A 22,377-nucleotide genomic window follows, 5' to 3' on the forward strand; every position below is an offset into this window, starting at 1 on the left:
GTTCCGTCAGATCCGGTGCGGAGGAGGCGCCTTGTCACGTACACGCACACCCGTGGTGGCCGGGTGGTTCACCGGGGACGGGGAGGACTTCACCTTGCTCGGCACGCGCTGCACGGCGTGCCGGTCGGTCTTCTTCCCGCGCGAGGACACGCACTGCCGCAATCCGGGCTGCCGGGGCGGAGAGCTGGAGGAGGTCCCGCTGTCGCGGCGGGGACGTGTCTGGTCGTACACGGACAGCCGCTACCGCCCTCCGTCACCCTATGTGACCGATCCGGAACTTCCGTGGGAGCCGTACGCGTTGATCGCTGTGGAGCTGGAGTCCGAGCGGATCGTGGTGCTGGGACAGGCGGTTCCCGGGGTCACCGTCGCGGATCTGGCGGTGGGCATGGAGGTGGAGGTCGTGCCGGGCGTGCTGAGCGAGGACGCGGAGACGACCTGGACGACCTGGCAGTGGCGGCCGACGGGGGTGGCGGGATGACGGCGGAGGTGGCGGTGCTCGGCGTGGGGATGCACCCGTGGGGCAAGTGGGGGCGCGGCTTCGTGGAGTACGGCGTGGCGGCCGCGCGGGCGGCTCTGGAAGACGCCGGTCTGGACTGGCGGGACGTGGGCGCGGTCGTCGGCGCGGACACGGTGCGGGGCGGCTACCCGGGGTATGTGGCCGGGGCGACGTTCGCCAGGGCCCTGGGCTGGCAGGGCGCGCGCGTGACGAGTGTGTACGCGGCGTGCGCGTCGGGCGCGCAGGCGATCGACGCGGCGCGGGCGCGGATCCTCGCGGGTCTGACGGACGTGGCGCTCGTGGTGGGGGCCGACGCGGCGCCGAAGGGCTTCTTCCGGCCCGCGGGCGGGGACCGGCCGGACGACCCGGACTGGCTGCGGTTCCGGGTCCTCGGTGCCACGAATCCGACGTATTTCGGGCTGTACGCGCGCCGGCGCATGGCGGTGCACGGGGACACCCCGGAGGACTTCGCCCAGGTGAAGGTGAAGAACGCCGCCATGGGGGCGCTGAACCCGTATGCGCGCTACCGCAAGCGGGTCACCGCCGAGGAGGTCGCCGCCTCCGCGGTCGTCGCCGATCCGCTGCGGCTGCTGGACATCTGTGCGACCTCGGACGGCGGGGCCGCCCTGGTCCTGTCGAGCATGGAGTTCGCGCGCCGGCACGGGGCGGCGGAGCCGGTGCGGATCCGGGCCGTGTCCACCGTGACGCCCCGTTATCCCGCCACCGTTCTGGATCTGCCGGACATCGCGACCGACTCCGCGGTCGCGGTGGATCCCCCGGACGAGCCGTTCCGCGCGTCGATCGCCCGCGCGGCCTACGAGGAGGCGGGCGTCGGCCCCGAGGATCTGTCCCTGGCGGAGGTCTACGACCTGTCCACCGCGCTGGAGTTGCAGTGGTACGAGGATCTCGGCCTCTGCGGTGAGGGCGAGGGCGCCAAGCTGCTGCGGGAGGGCGCGACGGCGCCGGGCGGTCGCATACCGGTGAACACCAGCGGGGGGCTGGCCTCGTTCGGGGAGGCGGTGCCGGCGCAGGCGATCGCCCAGGTGTGCGAGCTGACCTGGCAGTTGCGGGGGCAGGCGGGTGAGCGTCAGATCCCGCACGCGCGCGTGGGCGTCACGGCGAACCAAGGGCTGTTCGGGCACGGGTCGGCGGTGCTCGCGGTGCGGTGAGGAGCCGTCCGGGCCGACGGGGCCGGTCGGGGTGCCGGAAGCGGGCTCGTCGGCCGGGCGCGGACGGCGTCCGCGAGGGGCCCGGAAACCTGCGTGAACGTCTCGTGAACTGGGCCTGGGCGTCCCTCGGCGGCGCCATCATGCTCCCGTGCAGTCCTGGACGGATACTCTGCGCTTCGCGTTCCAGCCGGTGGTCAATCTGATCACGGGAGGGGTGGCGGGGCTGGAGATACTCGCCCGCCCGGAGTCCGGCGACGTTCTCGCCGAGGCCCGGCGGGACCCCGAACTCGACGGCCGGCTCGCCGTGGCGGCGGTCCGGGCGGCCGCGCGCAGGGAGACGCTGCTGCCGTTGCACGTCAACGTGTTCGCAGGGACCCTGGCCGACCTCGGTGGGCTCACCCCGCTGCACGACGCGGTGCGTGCGGTGGGCCGGCTGCCGTGGGAGATCACGGTCGACGTCGTGCCGCCGTACACCCATGTGCCGCAGCGCGCGCTCCTCGAGGCGGTGGGGGCGCTGCGGGAGCAGGGCTTCCGGATCAGCGCGGACGGGGTCGGGGACGGGGACGTACCCCTGCGGCTGCTCGTCGACCTGGCCCCGGACCTGGTGAAGCTCGATCCGTCCCTGCTCGCGCGGCCCGCGGCGGTCCGGGCGATGCGCTTGTGGTGCGAGGAGACGGGTGCGCTGCTGGCGGTGGAGGGGGTGGAGACCGAACTGCAGTGTGCGGCGGCGCTGTCGGCGGGCGCGCAGCTGGCGCAGGGCGTGCTGTTCGCGCCGCCGGCCCGGCTGCCGGTCGCCGAGGTGTACGTCCCGCCGCGGGTTCCCGGCCCGCCGGCGGTGACGCTGTCGGGGCCGTCGGTCCGGGAGTTCGTGCGGCCGGCCGCACTGCTGCCCGCCACCGCCTCCGCGGGGCAGGTGCGGGCGCTGCTGACCGGTTCGCCGGAGGTCTCCGGAGTGCTCCTCGTCGACCGGGCGGGTGTCCCGGTCCGTTCGGTGCAGCGGTCGCGTTTCCTGCTGTCGCTGTCGGGGCGTTACGGCCATGCCCTGTACGCCGACCGGCCCGCGGCCAGACTCGGCGACCCGCCGCGGACGGTGGGCATCGACGCGACGGCGTGGGAGGTGCTGGACGTGGTCGCGGTCGGCGACCGGGACCGCACCTCCGACGATGTGGCGGTCGTCGACCGGCTCGGACGGTGCGTGGGCGTGGTGCGGCTGGCGGATCTCGTACGGGCGCTGGCCGAGAGCCGGGTCGAGGAGGCGGTGGGGCTCAATCCGCTGACCCGGCTGCCGGGTTCGGACGCGATCACCTCGGAGGTGGACCGGCGGATCGCGGAGGGCCGGGGCTTCGCGCTGAGCTGGCTCGACGTGGACCACTTCAAGCAGGTGAACGACGGCGCGGGGTTCGCGGCGGGCGACGAGCTGATCCGGTCGGTGGGAGGGGCGTTGCAGATCGCGGCGTCCGGGAGCACCCGGGTGGGGCACATCGGCGGGGACGACTTCCTGGTGCTGGCCGATCCGGAGGGGTTGGATCCGCTGGCGGCGTCCGTGCTGGGTGCGCCGTGGTCGGCGGGTGGGCGTCCGGTCACCCTGTCGCTGGCCACCGTCCTGTGTCCCCCGGGCAGCGTGGCCGACCACCGGCAGGCGGCGGCGTGTCTGGCGCCGCTGAAGAAGGCCGCGAAGTCGCTGCGCGGGGCGAGTTGGGTGGTGGGACGGGCGGGGTTCTCCGGCCACGAGGTGCGGCGGGGGTCGCCGGTGGCCGCGGAGGCGGTGGGGGCGGAGCCGGGGCTGGGATGAGCGGGGGGATGAGCAGGGGGCGATGAGCGGAGGGCGATGAGCGGGGCAGGGCGGGGGCCAACCATTGCCGTCCGCCTCCTTGACGCTCCCTGGGCGCCGGTGAACACTTCCCGGTGTCAGCCGACATCGCCGTACATTCTCGGCGTATCCAGGCATGCGCCACGCGGACGTCATCGACCGCGGCCCCCTCTTCCAGGGCGATTCGGCCTCTGACGGCACGCTCGTCACGGACGCCGGGCGGGGCGCGGGAACTCCCTGCCATGGCCGAAGCAGCCACGCGCACCGCACCCTGCACAGCGCACCGGGGCCGATCGCCCCGGGCCGGCCCCAGGAGCCGCCATGAGCAACGGAGACATATTCGTCGGCGAGGTCATCGGTACCGCGATCCTCATCCTGTTCGGCGCGGGGGTCTGCGCCGCCGTCACCCTCAGACATTCCAAGGCGCGGGCGTCGGGGTGGGTGGTGATCGCCTTCGGCTGGGGGTTCGGCGTGCTGGCGGGGGCCTACACGGCCGCGCCGCTCTCGGGCGGGCAGCTCAACCCGGCCGTGACCCTCGGCATCGCCGTCGACACCGGCAAGTGGGACAAGGTCTGGGTCTATCTGCTGGGGCAGATGGCCGGGGCGATGCTCGGTGCCGTCCTGGCGTATCTGGTGTATCTCGCGCAGTTCCAGGCCAACGTACGGCAGCCGGGCGCCGCGGAGGACGCGGCCGAGGAGCCGACGCCGACGCTGGGCATCTTCTCCACCATCCCGGAGATCCGGAATCCCGTCGCCAACCTGATCACGGAGATCATCGCGACGATGGCGCTCGTCCTGCCGATCCTCGCCTTCGGTCTGACGAAGGGTCTGGGCGAGTCGGGCACGCTCGTGCTGATCGTGTCGCTGCTCGTCGTCGGCATCGGGCTCTCCCTGGGCGGGCCGACCGGCTATGCCATCAACCCGGCGCGCGACCTGGGCCCGCGGATCGTGCACACATTCCTGCCGATCCCGAACAAGGGCACCTCCGACTGGGGTTACGCCTGGATCCCCGTCGTCGGCCCGCTGGTCGGCGGAGTGCTCGCGGGTCTCCTCTACCACCTGGCCTTCTGATCGGACCTCTGCATCCAGCCCAAGGGGTAGCCATGACGGACAACGCCGAGAAGTACGTCGCCGCAATCGACCAGGGCACCACCTCCAGCCGCTGTATCGTCTTCGACCACAGCGGCGCGATCGTCGCCGTCGACCAGCGGGAGCACCGCCAGATCTTCCCCAAGCCGGGGTGGGTGGAGCACGACGCCACCGAGATCTGGTCGAAGGTGCAGGCCGTGGTCGCCGGGGCGATCGCGAAGGCGGGACTGCGCGCCGACCGGATCAGCGCGCTCGGCATCACCAACCAGCGTGAGACGACCGTGCTGTGGGACCGCGCCACGGGCAAGCCCGTGCACAACGCCATCGTGTGGCAGGACACCCGGACCGCGGCGCTCTGTCACGAACTCGGCGGCCCGGACGGGCAGGACCGGTTCCGGGACCGGACGGGGCTGCCCCTGGCCAGCTATTTCTCGGGGCCCAAGGCGGCCTGGCTGCTGGACAACGTGCCCGGGCTCAGGGAGCGGGCCGAGCGGGGTGAGATCGCCTTCGGCACGATCGACTCCTGGCTGATCTGGAACCTGACCGGCGGCCCGGACGGCGGCCGGCACGTGACCGATGTGACCAATGCAGGCCGGACCATGCTGATGAACCTGGAGACCCTTCAGTGGGACACCTCCATTCTGTCGGCGATGAACGTGCCCGAGGCCGTGCTGCCGGAGATCAGGTCCTCGGCAGAGGTGTACGGCACCGCCGTGGGACAGCTCGCCGGAGTGCCGGTCGCCTCGGCACTGGGCGATCAGCAGGCGGCGGTGTTCGGGCAGGCCTGCTACGACGTGGGGACGGCGAAGAACACGTACGGGACGGGCAGTTTCCTGCTGCTCAACACCGGCACCCGGCCGGTGCCGTCGAAGAGCGGTCTGCTGACGACGATGGGCTACAAGATCGGCGAGGAGGCGCCGGTCTACTGTCTGGAGGGTTCGATCGCGATAACGGGTGCGCTCGTGCAGTGGTTCCGCGACCAGCTGGGCATCATCCGATCGGCTGATGAGATCGAGACGCTGGCGGCGAGTGTCGAGGACAACGGCGGGGCGTACATCGTGCCCGCCTTCTCAGGACTTTTCGCGCCGTACTGGCGTTCGGACGCGCGCGGTGTCGTCACCGGGCTGACCCGCTATGTCACGAAGGCGCACCTCGCGCGGGCGGTGCTGGAGGCGACGAGCTGGCAGACGCGCGAGGTCGTGGACGCCATGGTCCAGGACTCCGGGGTGCGGATCACCACCCTGAAGGTGGACGGCGGCATGACGAAGAACAACCTGCTCATGCAGCATCAGGCGGACGTTCTCGGGGTGCCCGTGATCCGGCCCAGGGTCTCCGAGACGACCTGCCTGGGCGCGGCGTACGCGGCGGGGCTGGCCACCGGGGTGTGGAACGACCTCGACGAGCTGAAGGCGCACTGGCGGAAGGACGCCGAGTGGACTCCCGCGATGGAGGCTCCGGTACGGGACCGCGAGTACCACAACTGGCGCAAGGCGGTGGAGAAGAGCCTCGGCTGGGTGGAGGACGGTGAGGGCTAGTACGCGCGTGTGCGTCTCCCGCACGTCGTGAGGCTGCGGCCCGTACCCCGGTCGGCGGGGGTACGGGCCCTGCGGGGCTCAGGTGGTGACGGTCTGACGGCGCTCGGTGCCGAAGTCCATCGCGTGCTGGACGACACCCACGAGGACGTCCCTGACGGAGCGCCGGTCGCGCGCGTCGCACAGGATCACCGGAATGTCGTCGTCGAGGTCGAGGGCCCCGCGCACATCCGCCTCCGGGTAACGGTCCGCTCCCTCGAAGCAGTTGACGCCGATGAGGAAGGGGATGCCGCGCCGCTCGAAGTAGTCGACGGCGGCGAAGCAGTCCTCCAGGCGGCGGGTGTCGGCGAGCACGACGGCGCCGAGCGCGCCCTCGGAGAGCTCGTCCCACATGAACCAGAACCGCTCCTGGCCGGGTGTGCCGAACAGGTACAGCACCAGGTCCTCGCGCAGGGTGATGCGCCCGAAGTCCATGGCGACGGTGGTCGTGTGCTTGCGCTCGACACCGGTGAGATCGTCGATCGGGCGGCCGGCCTCGGTGAGGTACTCCTCGGTGCGCAGTGGCCTGATCTCGCTGACGGCGCCGACGAGGGTGGTCTTGCCCACCCCGAAACCGCCGGCGACCAGGATCTTGAGCGTGACGGGCTCGACCGGGGGCTTGCCGCGCTCAGGACGCCCGAGGATCATCGTTCACTTCTCCTGCTTGATGGTGTGACTGGGGTGTGGGGCGGTGGGCCGTAGCCTCCGCCGCCGGGGGTCTCGACGACGAGTACGTCACCGGGGCCGACATCCGTGGAACCGCTCCCGCCGAGCCGGACGACCGTGCCGTCGGCGCGTTCCACCCGGTTGGCACCCGGCGCACCGGGGGCCCCTCCGGCCATACCGTACGGGGGAACCCTGCGGTGTTGGGAGAGGGTGGAGACGGTCATGCGTTCAAGGAAGCGGATCCGGCGTACGGCGCCGTCCCCGCCGTGCCATTGTCCGGCCCCGCCGCTGCCGTACCGCACGGCGAACTCCTCCAGTTGTACCGGAAGCCGCCACTCCAGCACCTCGGGATCGGTCAGCCGGGAGTTGGTCATATGGGTCTGGACGACGGCGGCGCCGTGGAAGCCGTCGCCCGCGCCGGACCCGGAGGCCACGGTCTCGTAGTACTGGTGGCGCGCGTTGCCGAAGGTGACGTTGTTCATGGTGCCGGAGCCCTCGGCCTGGACGCCCAGGGCCGCGTAGAGAGCCCCGGTGATCGCCTGGGACGTCTCCACGTTGCCCGCGACGACGGCTGCGGGCGGTTCGGGGGTGAGCAGGGAGCCGGGCGGTACGACGATCCGGAGGGGGCGCAGGCAGCCGTCGTTGAGGGGGATGTCGTCGGCGACGAGCGTGCGGAAGACGTACAGGACGGCCGCGTTGACGACCGCGTAGGGGGCGTTGAAGTTGGTGGCGAGCTGGGGTGAGGTCCCGGTGAAGTCGACGGTCGCGGAGCGGCTCTCGCGGTCCACGCGCACGCGTACCCGGATGACGGCGCCCGAGTCGGTCTCGTAGGTGTACGCGCCGTCGTCGAGGGCGTCGATGACGCGCCGTACCGCTTCCTCGGCGTTGTCCTGGACGTGACGCATGTAGGCCTGGACGACGTCGAGCCCGAAGTCCTCGATCATGCGGGCGACCTCGTCGACGCCCTTCTGGTTGGCGGCGATCTGGGCGCGCAGGTCGGCGAGGTTGGTCGTCGGGTTGCGGGAGGGGTACGCGGCACCGGTGAGCAGACCGAGTGTCTCCTCCTCGCGGAAGCGTCCGCGCTCGGCGAGCAGCCAGTTGTCGAAGAGGACGCCTTCCTCGTCGATGGTGCGGCTGTCGGCGGGCATGGAGCCGGGGGCGATGCCGCCGATCTCGGCGTGATGGCCTCGGGAGGCCACGTAGAAGAGGATCTCGCGGTCACTCTCCGTGATCTCGCCGCCGTGGGCGTCGAAGACCGGGGTGATCACGGTGACGTCGGGCAGATGGGTGCCGCCGTGGTACGGGTCGTTGACCGCGTAGGTGTCCCCGGGGCGCATCGCCGCGCCGCGGCGGCGGATGACCTCCTTGACGCTGGTGCCCATCGAGCCCAGGTGGACGGGGATGTGCGGCGCGTTGGCCACCAGGTTTCCGTCCGGGTCGAAGAGGGCGCAGGAGAAGTCGAGGCGTTCCTTGATGTTGACGGACTGGGCCGTGGACTCCAGTCGGGCGCCCATCTGTTCGGCGATGGACATGAACAGGTTGTTGAAGACTTCGAGGAGAACCGGATCGACTCGTGTAGCGAGATCGGAACTCTGCGTGACCGCCGTGCGTTCCATGACCAGATGCCCGTCGTGGGTCGGCGCCGCCTCCCAGCCGTCGTCGACCACGGTCGTGGCACTGGCCTCGGTGATGATCGCGGGGCCGATGACGGGCTCGCCGGGAGGAAGGTCCTCGCGGCGGTGCAGGGGTACGTCGCGCCAGGCGCCGCCGGTGTGGAGGCGGACGGTCCGGGGCGTGGCGGTGCGGCCCTCGTAGGGGGCGAGGGCGGACAGATCGGGGGGTGGTGTGATGCCGGTGGCTTCCACGGAGAGCGCTTCGACGACGATCGGGCGGTCGAGCGTGAAGGAGTACGTGGCGTGATGACGTTCTTCGAAGGCGCGTGTCATCGCGGCGGGTTCGGTGAGTGCGACGGTGAGGGTGGTGTCGGTGCCGTCGTAGCGCAGCTGTGCGCGGCGGGTGACGCGGACGCGGTCGTCGGGGACGTCCTCGGCGCGCAGTTCGGCGCGGGCCGCCGCTTCGAGGTCGTCGGCGGTCTTGCGGATGCCGGACATGGCGCCGGCTTCGAGCGGCGCCTCGACGGACTGTTCGCGCATCGCGGTGGTGTCGGCGAGGCCGATGCCGAGCGCGGACAGCACACCGGCCAGGGGCGGCACCAGGACGGTGCGGATGCCGAGCGAGTCGGCGACCCGGCACGCGTGCTGGCCCCCGGCCCCGCCGAAGGTCGTCAGGGCGTAGCGGGTGACGTCGTGGCCCTTCTGGACGGAGATCCGCTTCACGGCGTTGGCGATGCCGGCCACGGCGATCTGCAGGAAGCCCTCGGCGACCTGCTCGGGGGTGCGGTCGTCGCCGGTCCGCTCGTGGATCTCCTGGGCGAGGGCGGTGAAGCGGTCGCGGACCGGGGCGGCGTCCAGGGGCTGGTCGCCGTCGGGGCCGAACACCTCGGGGAAGTGGGCGGGCTGGATGCGGCCGAGCATCACGTTGGCGTCGGTGACGGTGAGCGGGCCGCCCGCGCGGTAGCAGGCCGGGCCGGGGTCCGCGCCGGCGGAGTCCGGTCCCACGCGGTAGCGGGAGCCGTCGAACCGCAGGACGGAACCGCCGCCCGCGGCGACGGTGTGGATGTCCAGCATGGGGGCGCGCAGCCGGACGCCGGCGAGTTGTGTGGTGAAGACGCGCTCGTACTCCCCCGCGAAGTGGGAGACGTCGGTGGAGGTGCCGCCCATGTCGAAGCCGATGACGCGGTCGAAGCCGGCGAGCTGGGACATGCGGGCCATGCCGACGATGCCGCCGGCCGGGCCGGACAGGACGGCGTCCTTGCCGCGGAACTGGTGCGCCTCGGCGAGCCCGCCGTTGGACTGCATGAACATCAGCCGGACGTCGCGCAGTTCGTCGGCGACCCGGCGGACGTACCGGCGCAGTACGGGCGACAGGTAGGCGTCGACGACGGTGGTGTCCCCGCGCGGGACGAGTTTCATGAGGGGACTGACCTCGCTGGACAGCGAGATCTGCGGGAAGCCGATCCGGGCGGCCAGCCGTCCCACGGCCCGCTCGTGCTCCGGGTGGAGATGGCTGTGCAGGCAGACGACGGCGACGGCCCGGATCCCTTCGTCGTACGCCTCGCGCAGGGCGCCCGCGAGGGAGTCCAGGTCGGGGGCGCGCAGCACGGTGCCGTCGGCCGCGATGCGCTCGTCCACCTCCACGACCCGCTCGTGGAGCAGTTCGGGGAGCTCGATCCGGCGGGCGAAGATCCGCGGGCGGTTCTGGTAGGCGATCCGCAGGGCGTCGCGGAATCCGCGGGTGACGACGAGCAGGGTGCGTTCGCCCGTGCGTTCCAGCAGGGCGTTGGTGGCGACCGTCGTCCCCATGCGGACGGCCTCGACGGGGTCGTCCGAGTCCGCCAGCAGGGCGCGGACCCCGGCCACGGCCGCGTCGGCGTACCGCGCCGGGTTCTCGGACAGCAGCTTGTGGGTCAGCAGCCGGCCGTCCGGGCGGCGCGCGACGATGTCGGTGAAGGTCCCGCCCCGGTCCACCCAGAACTGCCAGCCGCTCACGTCCTCACCTCGCTTCCGCGCTGCTCACAGCGCTCGGAGGCCGTTGATCACGTCACGCAGAATACTCACGTCCACCAGTTCGGCAGGGGGTACGGGCCGGTTCACATGGACGAACTCAGTGTCCACGAGGTCTCCGACGAGGACCCGTACCACGCCGATGGGCAGGTCGAGCCCGGCGGACAGCTCGGCGACCGACTGCGGTGCCCCGCGGCACAGGTCCACGATGTGCACGTGTTCCGGGGACAGCGAGGGGTCCGCCTCGGCCTCGTCCGCGTGGGGCTCGGCGACGACGAGTGCGATCAGATCGAGACGGTGCTGGACCGCACTGGTGGTGCGGCCCCGTGTCATGGCGTAGGGACGGACCACCGGACCGGCCTCGTCGTCGAACCAGTGGCTGCTTCCCTGACCGTCTGTGCTCATGCCATCCCACTACCCGCCCGAGGACAGATCGGTGCGCGGAGCGGTGCCCAGATGTACGCCGACCCGCTTGACGAGCAGGGTCATCTCGTAGGCCACCTGGCCCACGTCCGAGTCGGCGTCCGAGAGGACGGCGAGGCAGCTGCCGTCCCCGGCGGCGGTGACGAACAGAAAGGCCTCGTCGAGCTCGACGACGGTCTGGCGGACGTCGCCGGCCTCGAAGTGGCGGCCCACGCCCTTGGCGAGGCTGTGGAATCCGGAGGCGACGGCGGCCAGGTGCTCGCCGTCCTCCCGGGTGAGGTCCCTGGACGTGCCGGTCGCCAGACCGTCGCCGGAGAGCACGACGGCCTTGCGGATGCTGGCGACCCGGTCGACGAGTTCGTCGAGGAGCCAGTTCAGTTCGCCGTTGTTGCTCATGTGGCCGGTCGCCTGCGGTGCGGTCATCGACCGTCCCCCTTTGTCGTTCGTTGTGGTGCTGTGTTGCTGTGGGTCTCGTCGCCCGCGGCGTTCTCTTCGCGGCCGCGCTGCCAGCCGCGCTGGAGCGAGGCCATCCGGCTGCGGACCTCGTCGGCGTCCCGCTCCTCGATGTCGGACCGGTTCGCCGTCGTGCGCGGCGCGGGTCCCTGCCTCAGTTGCGGGGCCAGGTTGGCCTGCCGTACGCGGCGGGGCAGCGCCGCGGGGGCGGAGCCGGTGTCATGAGGCCGGTTGCCGAGGGTGCGGTCCTGCGGGCCGCTTTCCAGCGTGCGCTCCCAAGGGCCGCCTGTGCCACTCAGGCGCGGGTCGGGCAGCTGGTGCGGGCGTGCGGCCGGGCCGTCCTGGGCGCCGGACGTGGCCTGGCGGGTGCGCTGCGGGAGGGCGGGGGGCTGCGACGGGCCCTGGGTGCCGTGTCCGTTGCGGACCGGCGGTGCGGGGGGCTCGGTCGCTCCGGTGCTCCGCGGGATCTGTGCCCCGCTGCCCCGGCGGCGCGAGGGCAGCGGCGCCGGCCCGTCGGTGTCCGCGCGGTGGGCCGCGGGGCGGTGGGCGGAGTCCTCGGCCGTCTCCTGGGGGCGCGGGTCGCCGACCGGGCGGCCGTGCGAGCTGACCAGCTTGGGCGTGCGGCGGTCGGGCAGCGGCAGAAGGGCGGCCGGGGCGTCGGTGCCGTGGTCCGGCTCGCGGGTGTCGGGCAGCCTGCGGTGCTGGTCGACGGAGGTGACGACCGGGTCGTCCTCGGGGCGGGTCAGGGAGCGGTGCGGGCGGAACAGCACACCGCTGTCGTCCTCGTCGTCCAGGGCGGGCGGGAAGCCGCCGAGGGCGTCGAGGCCGACGGGGGCCTCCAGCTCGACGGGGCCGTCCAGCACGGGCAGGCCGGGGAACTGAGCCGACGGGGAGAGCTCGGGCCGGTGGGTCTCGGCGGACTCGGCGGCCTTCGGGGCCCGGGGGCGGTCGAGGCGGAAGCCGATGCCGTTGGTGTCGGGGACGTCGTCGGTCAGCAGCGCGTCGGGGATGAAGACGACGGCGGTGGTCCCGCCGTAGGGGGAGGGCTGGAGCGAGACGCGGACGTTCTGACGCTGGGCGAGGCGGCTCACCACGAACAGTCCGAGGCGGTCGGTGTCGGACAGCTCGAACTCCGGGGTCTCCGCGAGGCGCAGGTTGGCCTCCAGGAGCGCTTCGGGCGCCATGCCGAGACCGCGGTCGTGGATCTCCAGGGTGAACCCGTTGGCGACCCGCTCGCCCAGGACCTGGACGGCGGTGTGCGGCGGGGAGAACACCGTGGCGTTCTCCAGGAGTTCGGCCACGAGGTGGGTGAGGTCGGCGACGGCGGGGCCGGTGACGGCGAGGCGCGGCAGCCGGCGGACCTCGATGCGCTCGTAGTCCTCGACCTCGGCGACGGCGGCGCGCACGATGTCCATGAGCTGGACGGGTTTGCGCCACTGCCGGGAGGGGGCCGCGCCGGAGAGGATCACCAGACCCTCGGCGTGGCGGCGCATCCGGGTGGTGAGGTGGTCGAGCCGGAAGAGGTCGGCGAGTTCCTCGGCGTCCTCGGTGCGGCGTTCCATGGTGTCGAGCAGGGTGAGCTGCTTGTGCAGGAGGACCTGGCTGCGGCGGGCGAGGTTGACGAAGACCTCGGAGACGCCGGCGCGCAGTTCGGCCTGTTTCACGGCGGCCTCGACGGCCGCGCGCTGAAGGGTGTTGAGGGCCTGGCCGACCTCGCCCATCTCGTTCTTGTCGTACTCCAGCAGCGGTACCTCGGTCTCCACGTCGACCTGTTCGCCCGCGGAGAGACGGCGCATGACGCTGGGCAGCCGCACGCCGGACGCCTCGTGGGCCTCCAGTCGCAGCTGGCGCAGGTCGCGGATGAGACCGCGGCCGATGCGCACGGACAGCACGAGGGAGACGATCAGGGCGACCAGTCCGAAGACACCGGCGAAGGCCGCCTTGACGATGACCTCGATGGCGACGGGCCGGACGCGGTCCTGGTAGCGGTCGTTGGCCTGTTCGTCGAGGGTGCCCAGCTCCTGGAGGACGTCTCCGGCGGCCGTGTCCCAGTTCCTCGCGGTGACGCCCTTGGGCAGGTCGCCGGAGCCGGCGGCGACGACGGCCTGCTCGGCGGTGCGCAGGGGGGCGGTGGTGGCGTTCTTCCAGAAGCTCTCGTAGCGCTCGCGTTCCGCGGTGGGCAGCTGGGCGAGGCTGATGTCGTAGACGACGTCGCGCTGCGACCGGAGGTCGGAGACGTCGCGGATCTCGTCGCGGGTGAGCCGGCCGACGACCAGGGCGGAGCCGAGCAGGGCGTCCTCGCGGGAGAGCAGCTCGCGGGCGAGGGCGACGCTGACGAGCGCCCGGTACTGCTTGTCCATCTCCACGCTGTCGACGACGTCCAGCTTGGCGAGCAGGGCGTAGCAGGGGTCGATGAGCTGGTTGTAGAGGTCCAGGGCCTGGGCCCGGGTGACAGTGCCCTCCTCGACGCTGCCGCGCAGGGAGTCGAGCCCGTCGAAGGCGTCGAGGACCGCGGTCAGGCCTTCGGAGTCGTCGGGGTCCAGGACGTCGCGGACATCCGAGTCCCGGGCGTTGCGGCGGATCTCGGCGAGCGCCTCGTCGGTGGCGGTCCTGGTGCGGCGGAGCGCGGAGAGCGCGTCGGCGGCACGGGGATCGGCGAGGTAGACGAGGGTCTGGCGACGTTCCTGCTGGACGACGCGGACCGTATCCTCGATCGGGTAGCCGACCTTCTCCACGAGGGACGACACGGTGAACAGACGGTTCGCCTCACGGCCCGTCAGTACCGTGGCGAAGCCCCAGATCGCGGTCAGGGACACCAGCGGCACGAGAAGCAGCGCCACGATCTTCCGGCGGATCGACTTCCCGCGAAAGCGCATGGCCTCCCCCAGCTCGAACCCCCTCCGTCAGGGGGTACGCATGTGCGTCAACAAACGGCGCGAGCCTACTACCGACGCACAGTGAACTCGAAGAGCGGTCCGGAAGCCGAACTTCCGCACGGGAGCCCGGACATGGGGAATTGTCCGGGCAATACGGCGGATTGCGACCCCGAAACCCGCCTTCGCAAGAAGACCGGATCCGATCGGCCGCGTCGGCGACTTGGCCAGAATTTTTCGGAACTTGGGAATCTTCGCGGCTTCTCGCGCGTCTTCATCATTGGGAATCGGGGGCGGAATCGGCCACAGGAGCCGCAGGGCGTTCCCCGTCGGCGTAAAACAGAGCAAGCCGGGCAGCCACTGGGGAGCCGGGTCTTCGACCCGGAGGTGAGCGGTCTGCCGGCGGTGGGGAGTGACACGGTGATGGGCACGGCGGAGCGGAGCAGAGCGTCCGACGAGGATGCGGCGGCCATGACGCAGGAGCGGTCGTCCTACCGGCCGTTGTGGGTCGAGGAGCCCGCGCGGCGGCGTCGGCTGCCGGATCCGGTGCGGACGGCGGCCGTGCGAGCGGTCCTGATCATCTCTCTGACACTGCTTCAGGCGATGGTGGCGTTGCTGTGCACCCTCGCCGAGTCCTGGCTGGCCTTCCCGATGGTGATCAGCAGTGTGGTCAGCACCGTGGTGGCCACCTGGTCGGTGCTGGACGTCTGGGTGACCCGCCAGGTGTGGAACCAGCGCAACGGCGTGGTGTCGGCGCCCAACAGCACGGCCCGCTCGCTGCGCCGTGAGCGCCGCCGGGCGCGGCGTCAGGCCCGGGCCGCGGAGCGGGCACAGGAGCGGATACGCCGTCAGGGCGGCGCGGGGCAGCTGTCGCACCCCTGAGGCCCCGTCAGCGGCGCCGGACGGCCCTGTGCGGTCGTCCCTGAGGGCCGTCGGCGCCGCTGAAGTCTTGACTCGGCGGCACCGACCGCCCCGTGCCTCCTACGAGGCGCTGGTGGCCGCGCGCTTGTACATCCGGGTCGCGGTGATCTCGCTGTGCACCGCCTCGCCCGCCTGCGGCGGCTGGGGCAGGCCCGGGCGCAGGTGCTCCTCGACGCTGATGTACTTCAGGCCGGCCCTGAGGTCGGCGTCGTTGCGCAGCCGGATGACGAGCGGGAACTCGGCCAGCGCCGTCGTGTCGAACAGGCCGGTGGTGTACAGCAGCTGGACCCCGAGCGCATCCGACACGGCCCGCTGGAGTTCCAGCAGGTAGGTCGCGTTGGCGCGGCCGATGGGGTTGTCGAGGAACAGGGTGCCGGCGTGCCGGTGCTTGTCCCGTCCCCGGTCGTTGGAGCGCAGCGCCGCCATCGTGCAGTACAGGGCGATGGCGGCGGTGAGCAGCTGGCCGCCGGAGAACACGTCGCCCATCTGCCCGACGGGGACGCGCTCGGCGCGCAGCACGGCGTCCGGCTTGAGGATCTCGACCGCGATCCCCTTGGGCTGGAGAGCGGCGCCCACGCCGCGCAGCAACAGTGACATGCCGTCACGCCGCAGGTCGGAGTTCTTCTTGACGGCCGCCCGGGTCGCCTCGTCGATGACCTCGCCGAGCCGCTCGGTGAGCGAGGCCTGGTCGGGCTCCTCGAAGCGGATGAGCAGGAACTCCTGCCCGGACCACTCCCCCAGCCCCTCGGGCAGACGCGACAGCCGCTGGGCCGAGCGCAGGGTGGCGAGCGCCGACTCGACGAGCCCGCGCAGCCGGTCCACGATCGAGTCCCGGTTGCGCTCCAGCTGTTCCAACTCGTCGGTGAGCACCCGGAGTCGGGGGGCGAAGGCGTCGGCCCACTTCTGGGCGTGCTCGGGCAGGGCGGAGGCGGGCAGTTCACGGATCTGCTGCCGGGCGGGCGTACGGACCTGCTCGTAGCGCGTGGAGTTGGCGTGCCGGACGAGCACGTCACTGGCCTCGCGCACGGCGGACTCGGCGGCGGAGAGGTCGGTGGCGCAGCCGCGCAGCGAGCGGCGGGTCTCCGCGGCCGACTGGCGGGCCTCCTCCAGCGTCCCGGGATAGGGCTCCGGGGTCTCCTGCTCCTCCTCGGAGTGCTCACGGGCCTGCTCACGCATCAGGTCGCGCAGCATCGCGGCGATCTCGTCGAAGCCGCCGGCCGCGTCCTCGGCGGCCCGGTGCGCGTCGAGCAGTTCGGCGTGCGCCTCGCGGGCCTGGGCCAGCGCCTCGGTGCGGGAGGCGAGTTCGGCCGTCGCGGTGCGCAACAGGGCCTGGGCGTGCTCGGCGTCGCGCGGTTGGAGCTCCTCGGACAGCTCGGTGTGCGCCTCGCCGTCCTCGGGGGAGTGCCGTTCGGCCTCGCCGCGCAGCCGCCCGAGCTGCTCGCTCGCGGTGGACATACGGGTCTCCAGGAGCTGGACGAGCTCCTCGGCGCGGGCGGCGGCGGCCTGCCGGGACGGCCCGTCGGAACCGTCGGGCGACTGGAGCAGCTGCTCGGCGCGGGTGCGGACCTTGTTGCTCAGCCGGTCCAGTTCGGCGCGGGCGGCGCTCTCGTCGCTCTCCGCGCGCGCCTGCTCGGCCCGCAGGTCGGCGCCGACGCCGACCTTCTCGTAGACCTGGGAGGCGGCCCGGTAGGCCTCGCGCAGGGCGGGCAGGGAGGACGTGGGCGCGTCGGCATCGTCCTGCGGTACGTCGTCGGGGGCGCCGGCGATCTCGGCGCGCTCGGCGCGCAGTGCCCGTGCGGTGCGGCGGGCGTCGTCGGCGGCGCGCTGGGCGGCGCGGCGGTCCTCGTCGGCGGCCCGGGCGCGTTCCAGGCAGGCCTGGGCGCGGGCCTCCGACTCGGTGGCCTCGTCGGCGAGTTCCCGCAGCTTGACCTGCCAGCCGGCGCGCTCACGGAGCCGGAAGGCGAGCCCGGCGAGGGCGTCGGCGGCGCGCCGGGCCTTCTGCGCGGCTTCCTGCTTCTCGTCGCGGACCTGGGCGGCCTCGGCGGCCGCCTCCTCCGCCTCGGCGCGCACGGCGCGGGCCTCGGCGAGTTCGGCCTCGGACTCCTCGGCGAAGAGGCGCGCGTCCGCGGCGGCCCGGTCGAGTTCGGTGAGCCGTCCCGCGGGACAGCCCGTGCGCCAGGACGCCAGGCGGGCCGACAGTTCCCGGTCCTTGCCGAGCCGTGCGGCGAGCCGGCGGATGTCCTCGTCCCGCTCGGTGGCCCGGGCGCGCAGCGCCTGGCGTTCCTCGTCGGCGGCGTGCTCGTCGTGCATGGCCGGGTTCGGCGGGACGAGGAAGACGTCCCCGCTGTGCGCGTCGGCGGCCGGGGTCGGTGCGAGCAGGGCGGCGGCCGTGCCGACCGCCACGGCGGAGCGCGGCAGCAACGCGGCGTCGCCGAGGGCGCCCCGCGCGCGGGCGTGCGAGGCGGGGTCGGTGATGATCACGCCGTCGACCAGTTCGGGGCGGGCGGCGAGCACCCGCGCGTGGTCGGCGGGGTCGACGGCCTGGGCGAGGTAGCGCCAGCCGGGCAGCGCCGGGATGCCGTGCTCGCCGAGGAACTCGACGGTGGCCAGTACGTCGGGGCCGGGCGGCAGCAGCCCTCCGTCGCCGAGCGCGCCGAGGATGCGGGAGTCGTCGGCCGCGGCGGTGCGCAGGTCGAAGAGCTGCCGTTCGGCGGAGGAGACGGCGTCGTCGAGGAGCCCGCGCAGGTCGTCGGCGCAGCGGTCGAGGTCCTCGGGGGTGAGGGGGGCGCCGTCGTGCGAGGCCGCGTCGTCGTCCGTGTCCTGCCGCGGCTGCGGGATGGGGCCGCGTACGGTGCCGCCGGTCAGGCCGAGCAGTTCGGCGAGCCGTCCCTCGGCGGCCAGGGTCTCGGCGAGCCGGATCTCGGCCTCGTACGAGCGCTGTGCCGCCGCGGCCGCGTCCGCCGCGCGAGCCGCGGTCAGCTCGGCACGGGACTCGGCGGAGGCGGCCTCCCGGGCCTGCTCGCCGGCCCGCCGGGCGGTCTCCCGGACGGTGTCCCAGGCGGCCACGGCGGTCTTCTCGGCGTCGCTGGCGGCGAGGGCCGCCCGTGCGGGGTCGGCGTCGGGCGCGCTGTCGTCCAGCCAGCCGGCGCGGACGGCCTCGGCGGTCTCCTGCTCGACCTCGGCCAGTCGCTGGCGCAGATGCCCGATCTCGCTGCGGGCGCGCTGTGCCTCGGTCGCGGCGGAGGTGGCGTCCCGGTGGGCGGTCTCGCCGACCTCCTGGAGGGCGGCCGAGCGTTCCTCCCCCTCGTTGGCGAGGGTCTCGGCGCTCTCGGCGGCCGCGTGCAGGGCCCGTACGAGGTCGACGGCGGCCTTGGCGCGGGCGGCGAGGGCCGGGGCGGCGTCGCGCTCGGCCTCCTGGATCGCGGCGGACACGCGCGCGGCGCGGTCCGCGGCGGCACGGTGGCGCAGGACGGCCTCGGCGGCCTGCCAGGCGGAGTGCAGGGTGCGCGCGTCGGCGAGTTCGCGCTTCTGGGCGGCGGCGGACTTCTCGGCGGCGGCCAGGGCCAGTGAGGCGTGCCGGAAGGCGAGTTCGGCGGCGATCAGCGCGCTGCGCTCGCGTCCCCCTTCGGAGTGGGTGACGGCGTAGGCGGCGGCGGTGACGCGCTGGGCGAGGTCGGCGGCGCGCAACCGCTCCTGCACGCCGCGCGCGGACAGCCGGCGCGCGAGGGTGCGGGTACGGCGCTCGGCGCCCGTGTGGATGTCCCGCGCGCGTGAGCGGCCTTCCGCGGCCTCCACGATCCGGCCGAGCAGATCCACCGAGCCGGCGGTGAAGTCCCGTTCGGCGATCAGCTCGGCGCGGCGGCCGAGCTTGTTGCCGAAGCCGCTGACGAGGTCGGCGAGTCCGTCGGTGTCACGGGTGTCCGTGACCGCCCGCAGCAGCAGATCGGTGAAGTCGGCGTCCTTCTTGACGGCGAAGAGGCCGGCGGCCTCGCCCTCGTCGGCGTTCATCTCCCGCTGATAGCGGAAGAGTTCGGGATCGAGGCCGAGTTCGGTGAGGTGCTCGACCCACCGGTCGTGGATCTCCTCCCAGTGCACCTCCAGGTGCGGGTACGCCTTGCCGGACTCGGTGAGGGCGTCCCGGAACCCCTTCATGGTGCGCCGTCGCCCCTGGGCCCCGGAGGCGCCGTCCACGGGCGGGCGTACGGCGGTGGACTCGGCGACGGGGAGGTTGTCCAGGCTGAGCCCGGGGCCGGGCCGGAAGGAGTAGAAGGCCTCGGCGAACTTCCGCGGGTCGTTGGAGACCTGGCGTCCGCGCCATTCGCTCACCTTGCCGACGACGACGCACTCGCCGGTGAGGACGTGCTGCCATTCCAGGGCCACGTGCCCGCAGTCGTCGGCGAGCAGGAACTTGCGCAGCACGCCGGAGCTGGCGCCGCCGAGGGTGTTGCGGTGGCCCGGCAGCATCACCGAGAAGATCAGTTTGAGCAGGACGGACTTGCCGCCGCCGTTCTCCAGGAAGAGCACGCCGGCGGGCGCGGGCCGGCGCGGCGGACCGACGGGCTCAGCCGCGAAGAACTCCGCCTGCGTGGGGGCGGGGTCGGGCACGACGTCACCGACGCCCCGCAGGTCAAGCACGGTGTCGGCGTAGCGCGCACCGGCGGGCCCGATGGAGTAGAGGCGGACCCGGGACAGCTCGTACATGGCGGACTCTCGTAAGTCTTCGGCAGATCAGGGGGGTTCGGGGGCGGCGGGCGGCCCTGGGGCGGACGGCCGCCGGGCGGGCGGCCGTCAGGAGTGGAACGGCAGTCCGGCGTCGGCCACCAGCTCCAGATCGTCCGTCTCGTCGGGGGGCAGCAGCGTCGCCGTACCGTCGGTGACCGGGACGACGCCCAGTTCCAGCAGCTCGGCCAGGGCCGCGCTGCCCGCCATGTCGCGGACCTGGAGCTGGTAGCGGGCCGTGGTGCGGTACGTCCCGCCGTTGTCGTCGCCGGTGCGCTGGAGGAAGCCGGAGTCGGTGAGGAAGGCGACGGCCTTGCCGACGATCCCGGTGGTCGAGCCGGCGAGTCTGCGGGCGTCCTTGGTGGCTCCGGTGGCGCTGCGTCTGGCCCAGATCCGCCAGGCGGCCTCCAGGCCGGGGGCGTCGGTGGCCGGGTCGGTGTTCTCGCCCTGTTCCTCGGCGCGCTCCTCCAGCCGGCGGCAGGCCTGGCGGACGAAGGCGTCGACGCCGTTGACGCTGACCCGCCCGATGTAGCCGTCGTCGGCGAGGTCCTCGGGGCGCGGGAACGCCATCGCGGCGACCGCGAGATGGGCGAGTCCGTGCAGGAAGCGGTCGCCCCCGTCGGCGGACGTGCGACGCGCGTAGTCCCCCATCCGGACGGCGAACACCGAGTCCTCGGCGGCGGTCACGGCCATCCCCGCGCGTGGGGACACCTCCAGCACGATCAGTCCGAGTCCGGCGGCGACGGCGTCGGCGAGCCGGGCGAACACCGGGTCCTCGCGGTGGCGGCGCAGCAGGTCGGCGTACTCCTGGTCGCGCGCGGGCTGCAGTTTGGGCTGCAGGCCGAAGGCGACGAGCCGCGCCGCGTCGGCGGCGTCGGCGGGGGTGAGGGGCGCGGACACCGGCGCGGGTCCGGTGTCCGGCTCACTCCACTCGACGTGCTCGCTCACGGGTTCGGCTCCTCGGTGTTCTCGTGGTGATTCACGTGCTGATGCACACGGTGCACGCGGTGCTGCAGGGGAAGTCCGGGCCGGCTCATGCCGCCTCCGTGCGGTCGGCCGCCATCCCCGCGGCGTCCAGCAGGGCGGTCCCGACGATGAGGTCGGCGCCGCCGAACTCCGGGTCGTCCAGCTCCGCCCCGTCGTCCACGGCGAACAGCAGCTTCTCCTCGCCCTGCCGGTAGGCGGTGCCGACCGCGGGGCTCGCCGCGTGCACGGCCAGGAGCGCCACCAGGTACGGCAGATCGGGATCGGTCCGCCGGGCCTCGGCCAGCAGGCCGGAGAGTCTGCGGGGCGCGTCCGCCGGGAGGTCGAGCAGTTCCATGGCGGCCGCCAGCTGCTCCTCGCTGAAGCGGCTGTCGTCCGGGGTCGCGATGAGGTCGGGCTCCGGCATCTCCGCGCCCAGGTGCTCTCGCTCCACCGGGGGCGTCAGCAGCAGGTCGACGAGGTCGCCCATGCGCACGGTCGCGGGGGTCCGGAATCCCGTCCCGCGCGCGAAGAACGCACCGGTGACCCGGGCCGCCTGTGCCAGCGGCAGCGGGAGCACGGGGGTGACGAGGTGGCCGTAGAGGTCGATCCCCGACGACGTCATGGGCGTGGCGAAGGCCTGCCGGTCCTGTTCGGCACGGAAGAGCGGACCGGCCTCCAGGAGGCGGGACTGGAGCTGGGTGTGGCGTCGGATGCAGTCCTTGACGATGTCGACGAGTTCGGCGGCGCGCCGCTTGTTCTCGGGGTCCTCGATCTCGTCGCGGGCCTTGCGGATGTTGGTGAGGATCGCGTTCTCGTGGCGGTAGCGGTCGGCCACGTGGTCGAGGGCCTCGGCGATCATGTCGGGGACGGCGTTGAGCCAGTCCACCGCCCGGACGTTGCGCCGGGTGGCCTCCAGGGCCCTGCGGAGGGTCTCGGAGTACTGCACGGTGCGGTAGCGGGCCTGCTCGGCGGCGAGCTGGGCATCGGCCAGGCGGCCGCGGCGGATGAGGACCTCGAGCTTGACCTCGGCCGCGATCTGGGCGCTGGTGACGTCGGTGTCGAGAGCTCCGACGAGGACGTTGACCGCCTCGTCCGTGGTCCGCAGGTAGACCGTGCCGCCGTAACCGGGGACCTCTTCGATCAGCTTGAAGTCGTAGTCGCGGCGCACATAGGTGCCGTCCGCCGCGAAGGTGCCGTACACGGCGCGGAAGCCGCGGTCGACGCTGCCGACGTTGATCAGGTTCTCCAGGACCCAGCGGGCCACGCGCTCGTGCTCGGCGACGGGCCGCCCCGGGGCCTGTGCGGCGATGCGCGGGATGAGCCGGGCCACGATCTGGTCGTGGTCGGCGCCGGTGTCGAAGTCCATGTTCAGGGTGACGAGGTCGATGGAGGCCAGGGCGATCTCCGCCATGCCGTAGACCGAGTACTCACCGGCGAGGTTGGCCTTGCGCGCGTCGAGGTCGTGGAGGGGCGCGGTGCAGGCGAGCGCGCGCAGCCGCCGCGCCAGGCCCTCGTCGGCGGCCGGGCCCGGGGCCGGGCGCGGCGCCGCGCCGGGCTGGGGCGGAACACGGTCCGTCGATGCAGGCGAAGTCACGGTG

The 22,377-nt window shown here is 73.0% G+C and carries 13 protein-coding genes and 1 pseudogene; 6 read left to right on the forward strand and 8 right to left on the reverse strand.

The features are described 5' to 3' along the window. Positions 1-52: 52 nt before the first annotated feature. The 5 genes from ABZ490_RS37505 to glpK all read left to right on the forward strand — a co-directional run bounded on the left by ABZ490_RS37505 (position 53) and on the right by glpK (position 6,099). Positions 53-478 carry a zinc ribbon domain-containing protein gene (locus ABZ490_RS37505; RefSeq protein WP_359001046.1) on the forward strand — a complete coding sequence of 142 codons (426 nt, stop codon included), beginning with the start codon at positions 53-55 and terminating at the stop codon, positions 476-478. Then, positions 475-1,665: a lipid-transfer protein gene (locus ABZ490_RS37510; RefSeq protein WP_359000846.1), complete on the forward strand. Its 1,191-nt coding sequence runs from the start codon at positions 475-477 to the stop codon at positions 1,663-1,665. The genes ABZ490_RS37505 and ABZ490_RS37510 overlap by 4 nt, the downstream gene beginning before the upstream one ends. A gap of 148 nt (positions 1,666-1,813) precedes the next feature. Continuing rightward, complete coding sequence (locus ABZ490_RS37515) at positions 1,814-3,457, forward strand: GGDEF domain-containing protein (RefSeq protein WP_359000848.1); 1,644 nt, start codon at positions 1,814-1,816, stop codon at positions 3,455-3,457. A 339-nt stretch (positions 3,458-3,796) separates the two neighbouring features. Further along, positions 3,797-4,546, forward strand: a complete 750-nt coding sequence (locus tag ABZ490_RS37520; protein WP_359000850.1) for an MIP/aquaporin family protein — start codon at positions 3,797-3,799, stop codon at positions 4,544-4,546. Between the two features lie 32 nt (positions 4,547-4,578). Further along, on the forward strand, positions 4,579-6,099 hold the full coding sequence (glpK, locus tag ABZ490_RS37525) for a glycerol kinase GlpK (protein ID WP_359000853.1): 1,521 nt from the start codon (positions 4,579-4,581) through the stop codon (positions 6,097-6,099). A gap of 78 nt (positions 6,100-6,177) precedes the next feature. Here glpK and ABZ490_RS37530 read toward each other — a convergent pair whose 3' ends face one another. The 5 genes and pseudogenes from ABZ490_RS37530 to ABZ490_RS37550 form a co-directional block, all read right to left on the reverse strand. Next, complete coding sequence (locus tag ABZ490_RS37530; RefSeq protein WP_359000856.1) at positions 6,178-6,783, reverse strand: ATP/GTP-binding protein; 606 nt, start codon at positions 6,781-6,783, stop codon at positions 6,178-6,180. Then, positions 6,764-10,409, reverse strand: a pseudogene (locus ABZ490_RS37535) (hydantoinase B/oxoprolinase family protein). The gene ABZ490_RS37530 and the pseudogene ABZ490_RS37535 overlap by 20 nt, the downstream one beginning before the upstream one ends. Before the next feature lie 24 nt (positions 10,410-10,433). Next, on the reverse strand, positions 10,434-10,829 hold the full coding sequence (locus ABZ490_RS37540; protein WP_359000859.1) for a DUF742 domain-containing protein: 396 nt from the start codon (positions 10,827-10,829) through the stop codon (positions 10,434-10,436). 9 nt (positions 10,830-10,838) lie between these two features. After that, positions 10,839-11,270, reverse strand: coding sequence for a roadblock/LC7 domain-containing protein (locus ABZ490_RS37545; protein ID WP_359000862.1), 432 nt, complete (start codon positions 11,268-11,270; stop codon positions 10,839-10,841). Next, positions 11,267-14,176, reverse strand: a complete 2,910-nt coding sequence (locus tag ABZ490_RS37550; RefSeq protein WP_359000865.1) for a nitrate- and nitrite sensing domain-containing protein — start codon at positions 14,174-14,176, stop codon at positions 11,267-11,269. Before ABZ490_RS37550 ends, ABZ490_RS37545 begins: the two co-directional genes overlap by 4 nt. 420 nt (positions 14,177-14,596) lie before the next feature. Here ABZ490_RS37550 and ABZ490_RS37555 point away from each other — a divergent pair, with 420 nt between their 5' ends. Next, entirely contained in the window at positions 14,597-15,055 is a 459-nt protein-coding gene (locus ABZ490_RS37555; RefSeq protein WP_359001049.1) for a hypothetical protein, read from the forward strand. A gap of 99 nt (positions 15,056-15,154) precedes the next feature. Here ABZ490_RS37555 and ABZ490_RS37560 read toward each other — a convergent pair whose 3' ends face one another. The 3 genes from ABZ490_RS37560 to ABZ490_RS37570 form a co-directional block, all read right to left on the reverse strand. Further along, positions 15,155-19,795, reverse strand: coding sequence for a hypothetical protein (locus tag ABZ490_RS37560; protein WP_359000868.1), 4,641 nt, complete (start codon positions 19,793-19,795; stop codon positions 15,155-15,157). Between the two features lie 87 nt (positions 19,796-19,882). Continuing rightward, complete coding sequence (locus ABZ490_RS37565; protein WP_359000871.1) at positions 19,883-20,761, reverse strand: hypothetical protein; 879 nt, start codon at positions 20,759-20,761, stop codon at positions 19,883-19,885. Between the two features lie 85 nt (positions 20,762-20,846). Beyond that, the gene (locus ABZ490_RS37570) at positions 20,847-22,373 is read right to left on the reverse strand and encodes a hypothetical protein (RefSeq protein ID WP_359000874.1); all 1,527 of its coding nucleotides are present in this window, start codon (positions 22,371-22,373) and stop codon (positions 20,847-20,849) included. Positions 22,374-22,377: the final 4 nt, after the last annotated feature.

Source organism: Streptomyces sp. NPDC005811 (assembly GCF_040630405.1).
GTDB lineage: Bacteria > Actinomycetota > Actinomycetes > Streptomycetales > Streptomycetaceae > Streptomyces.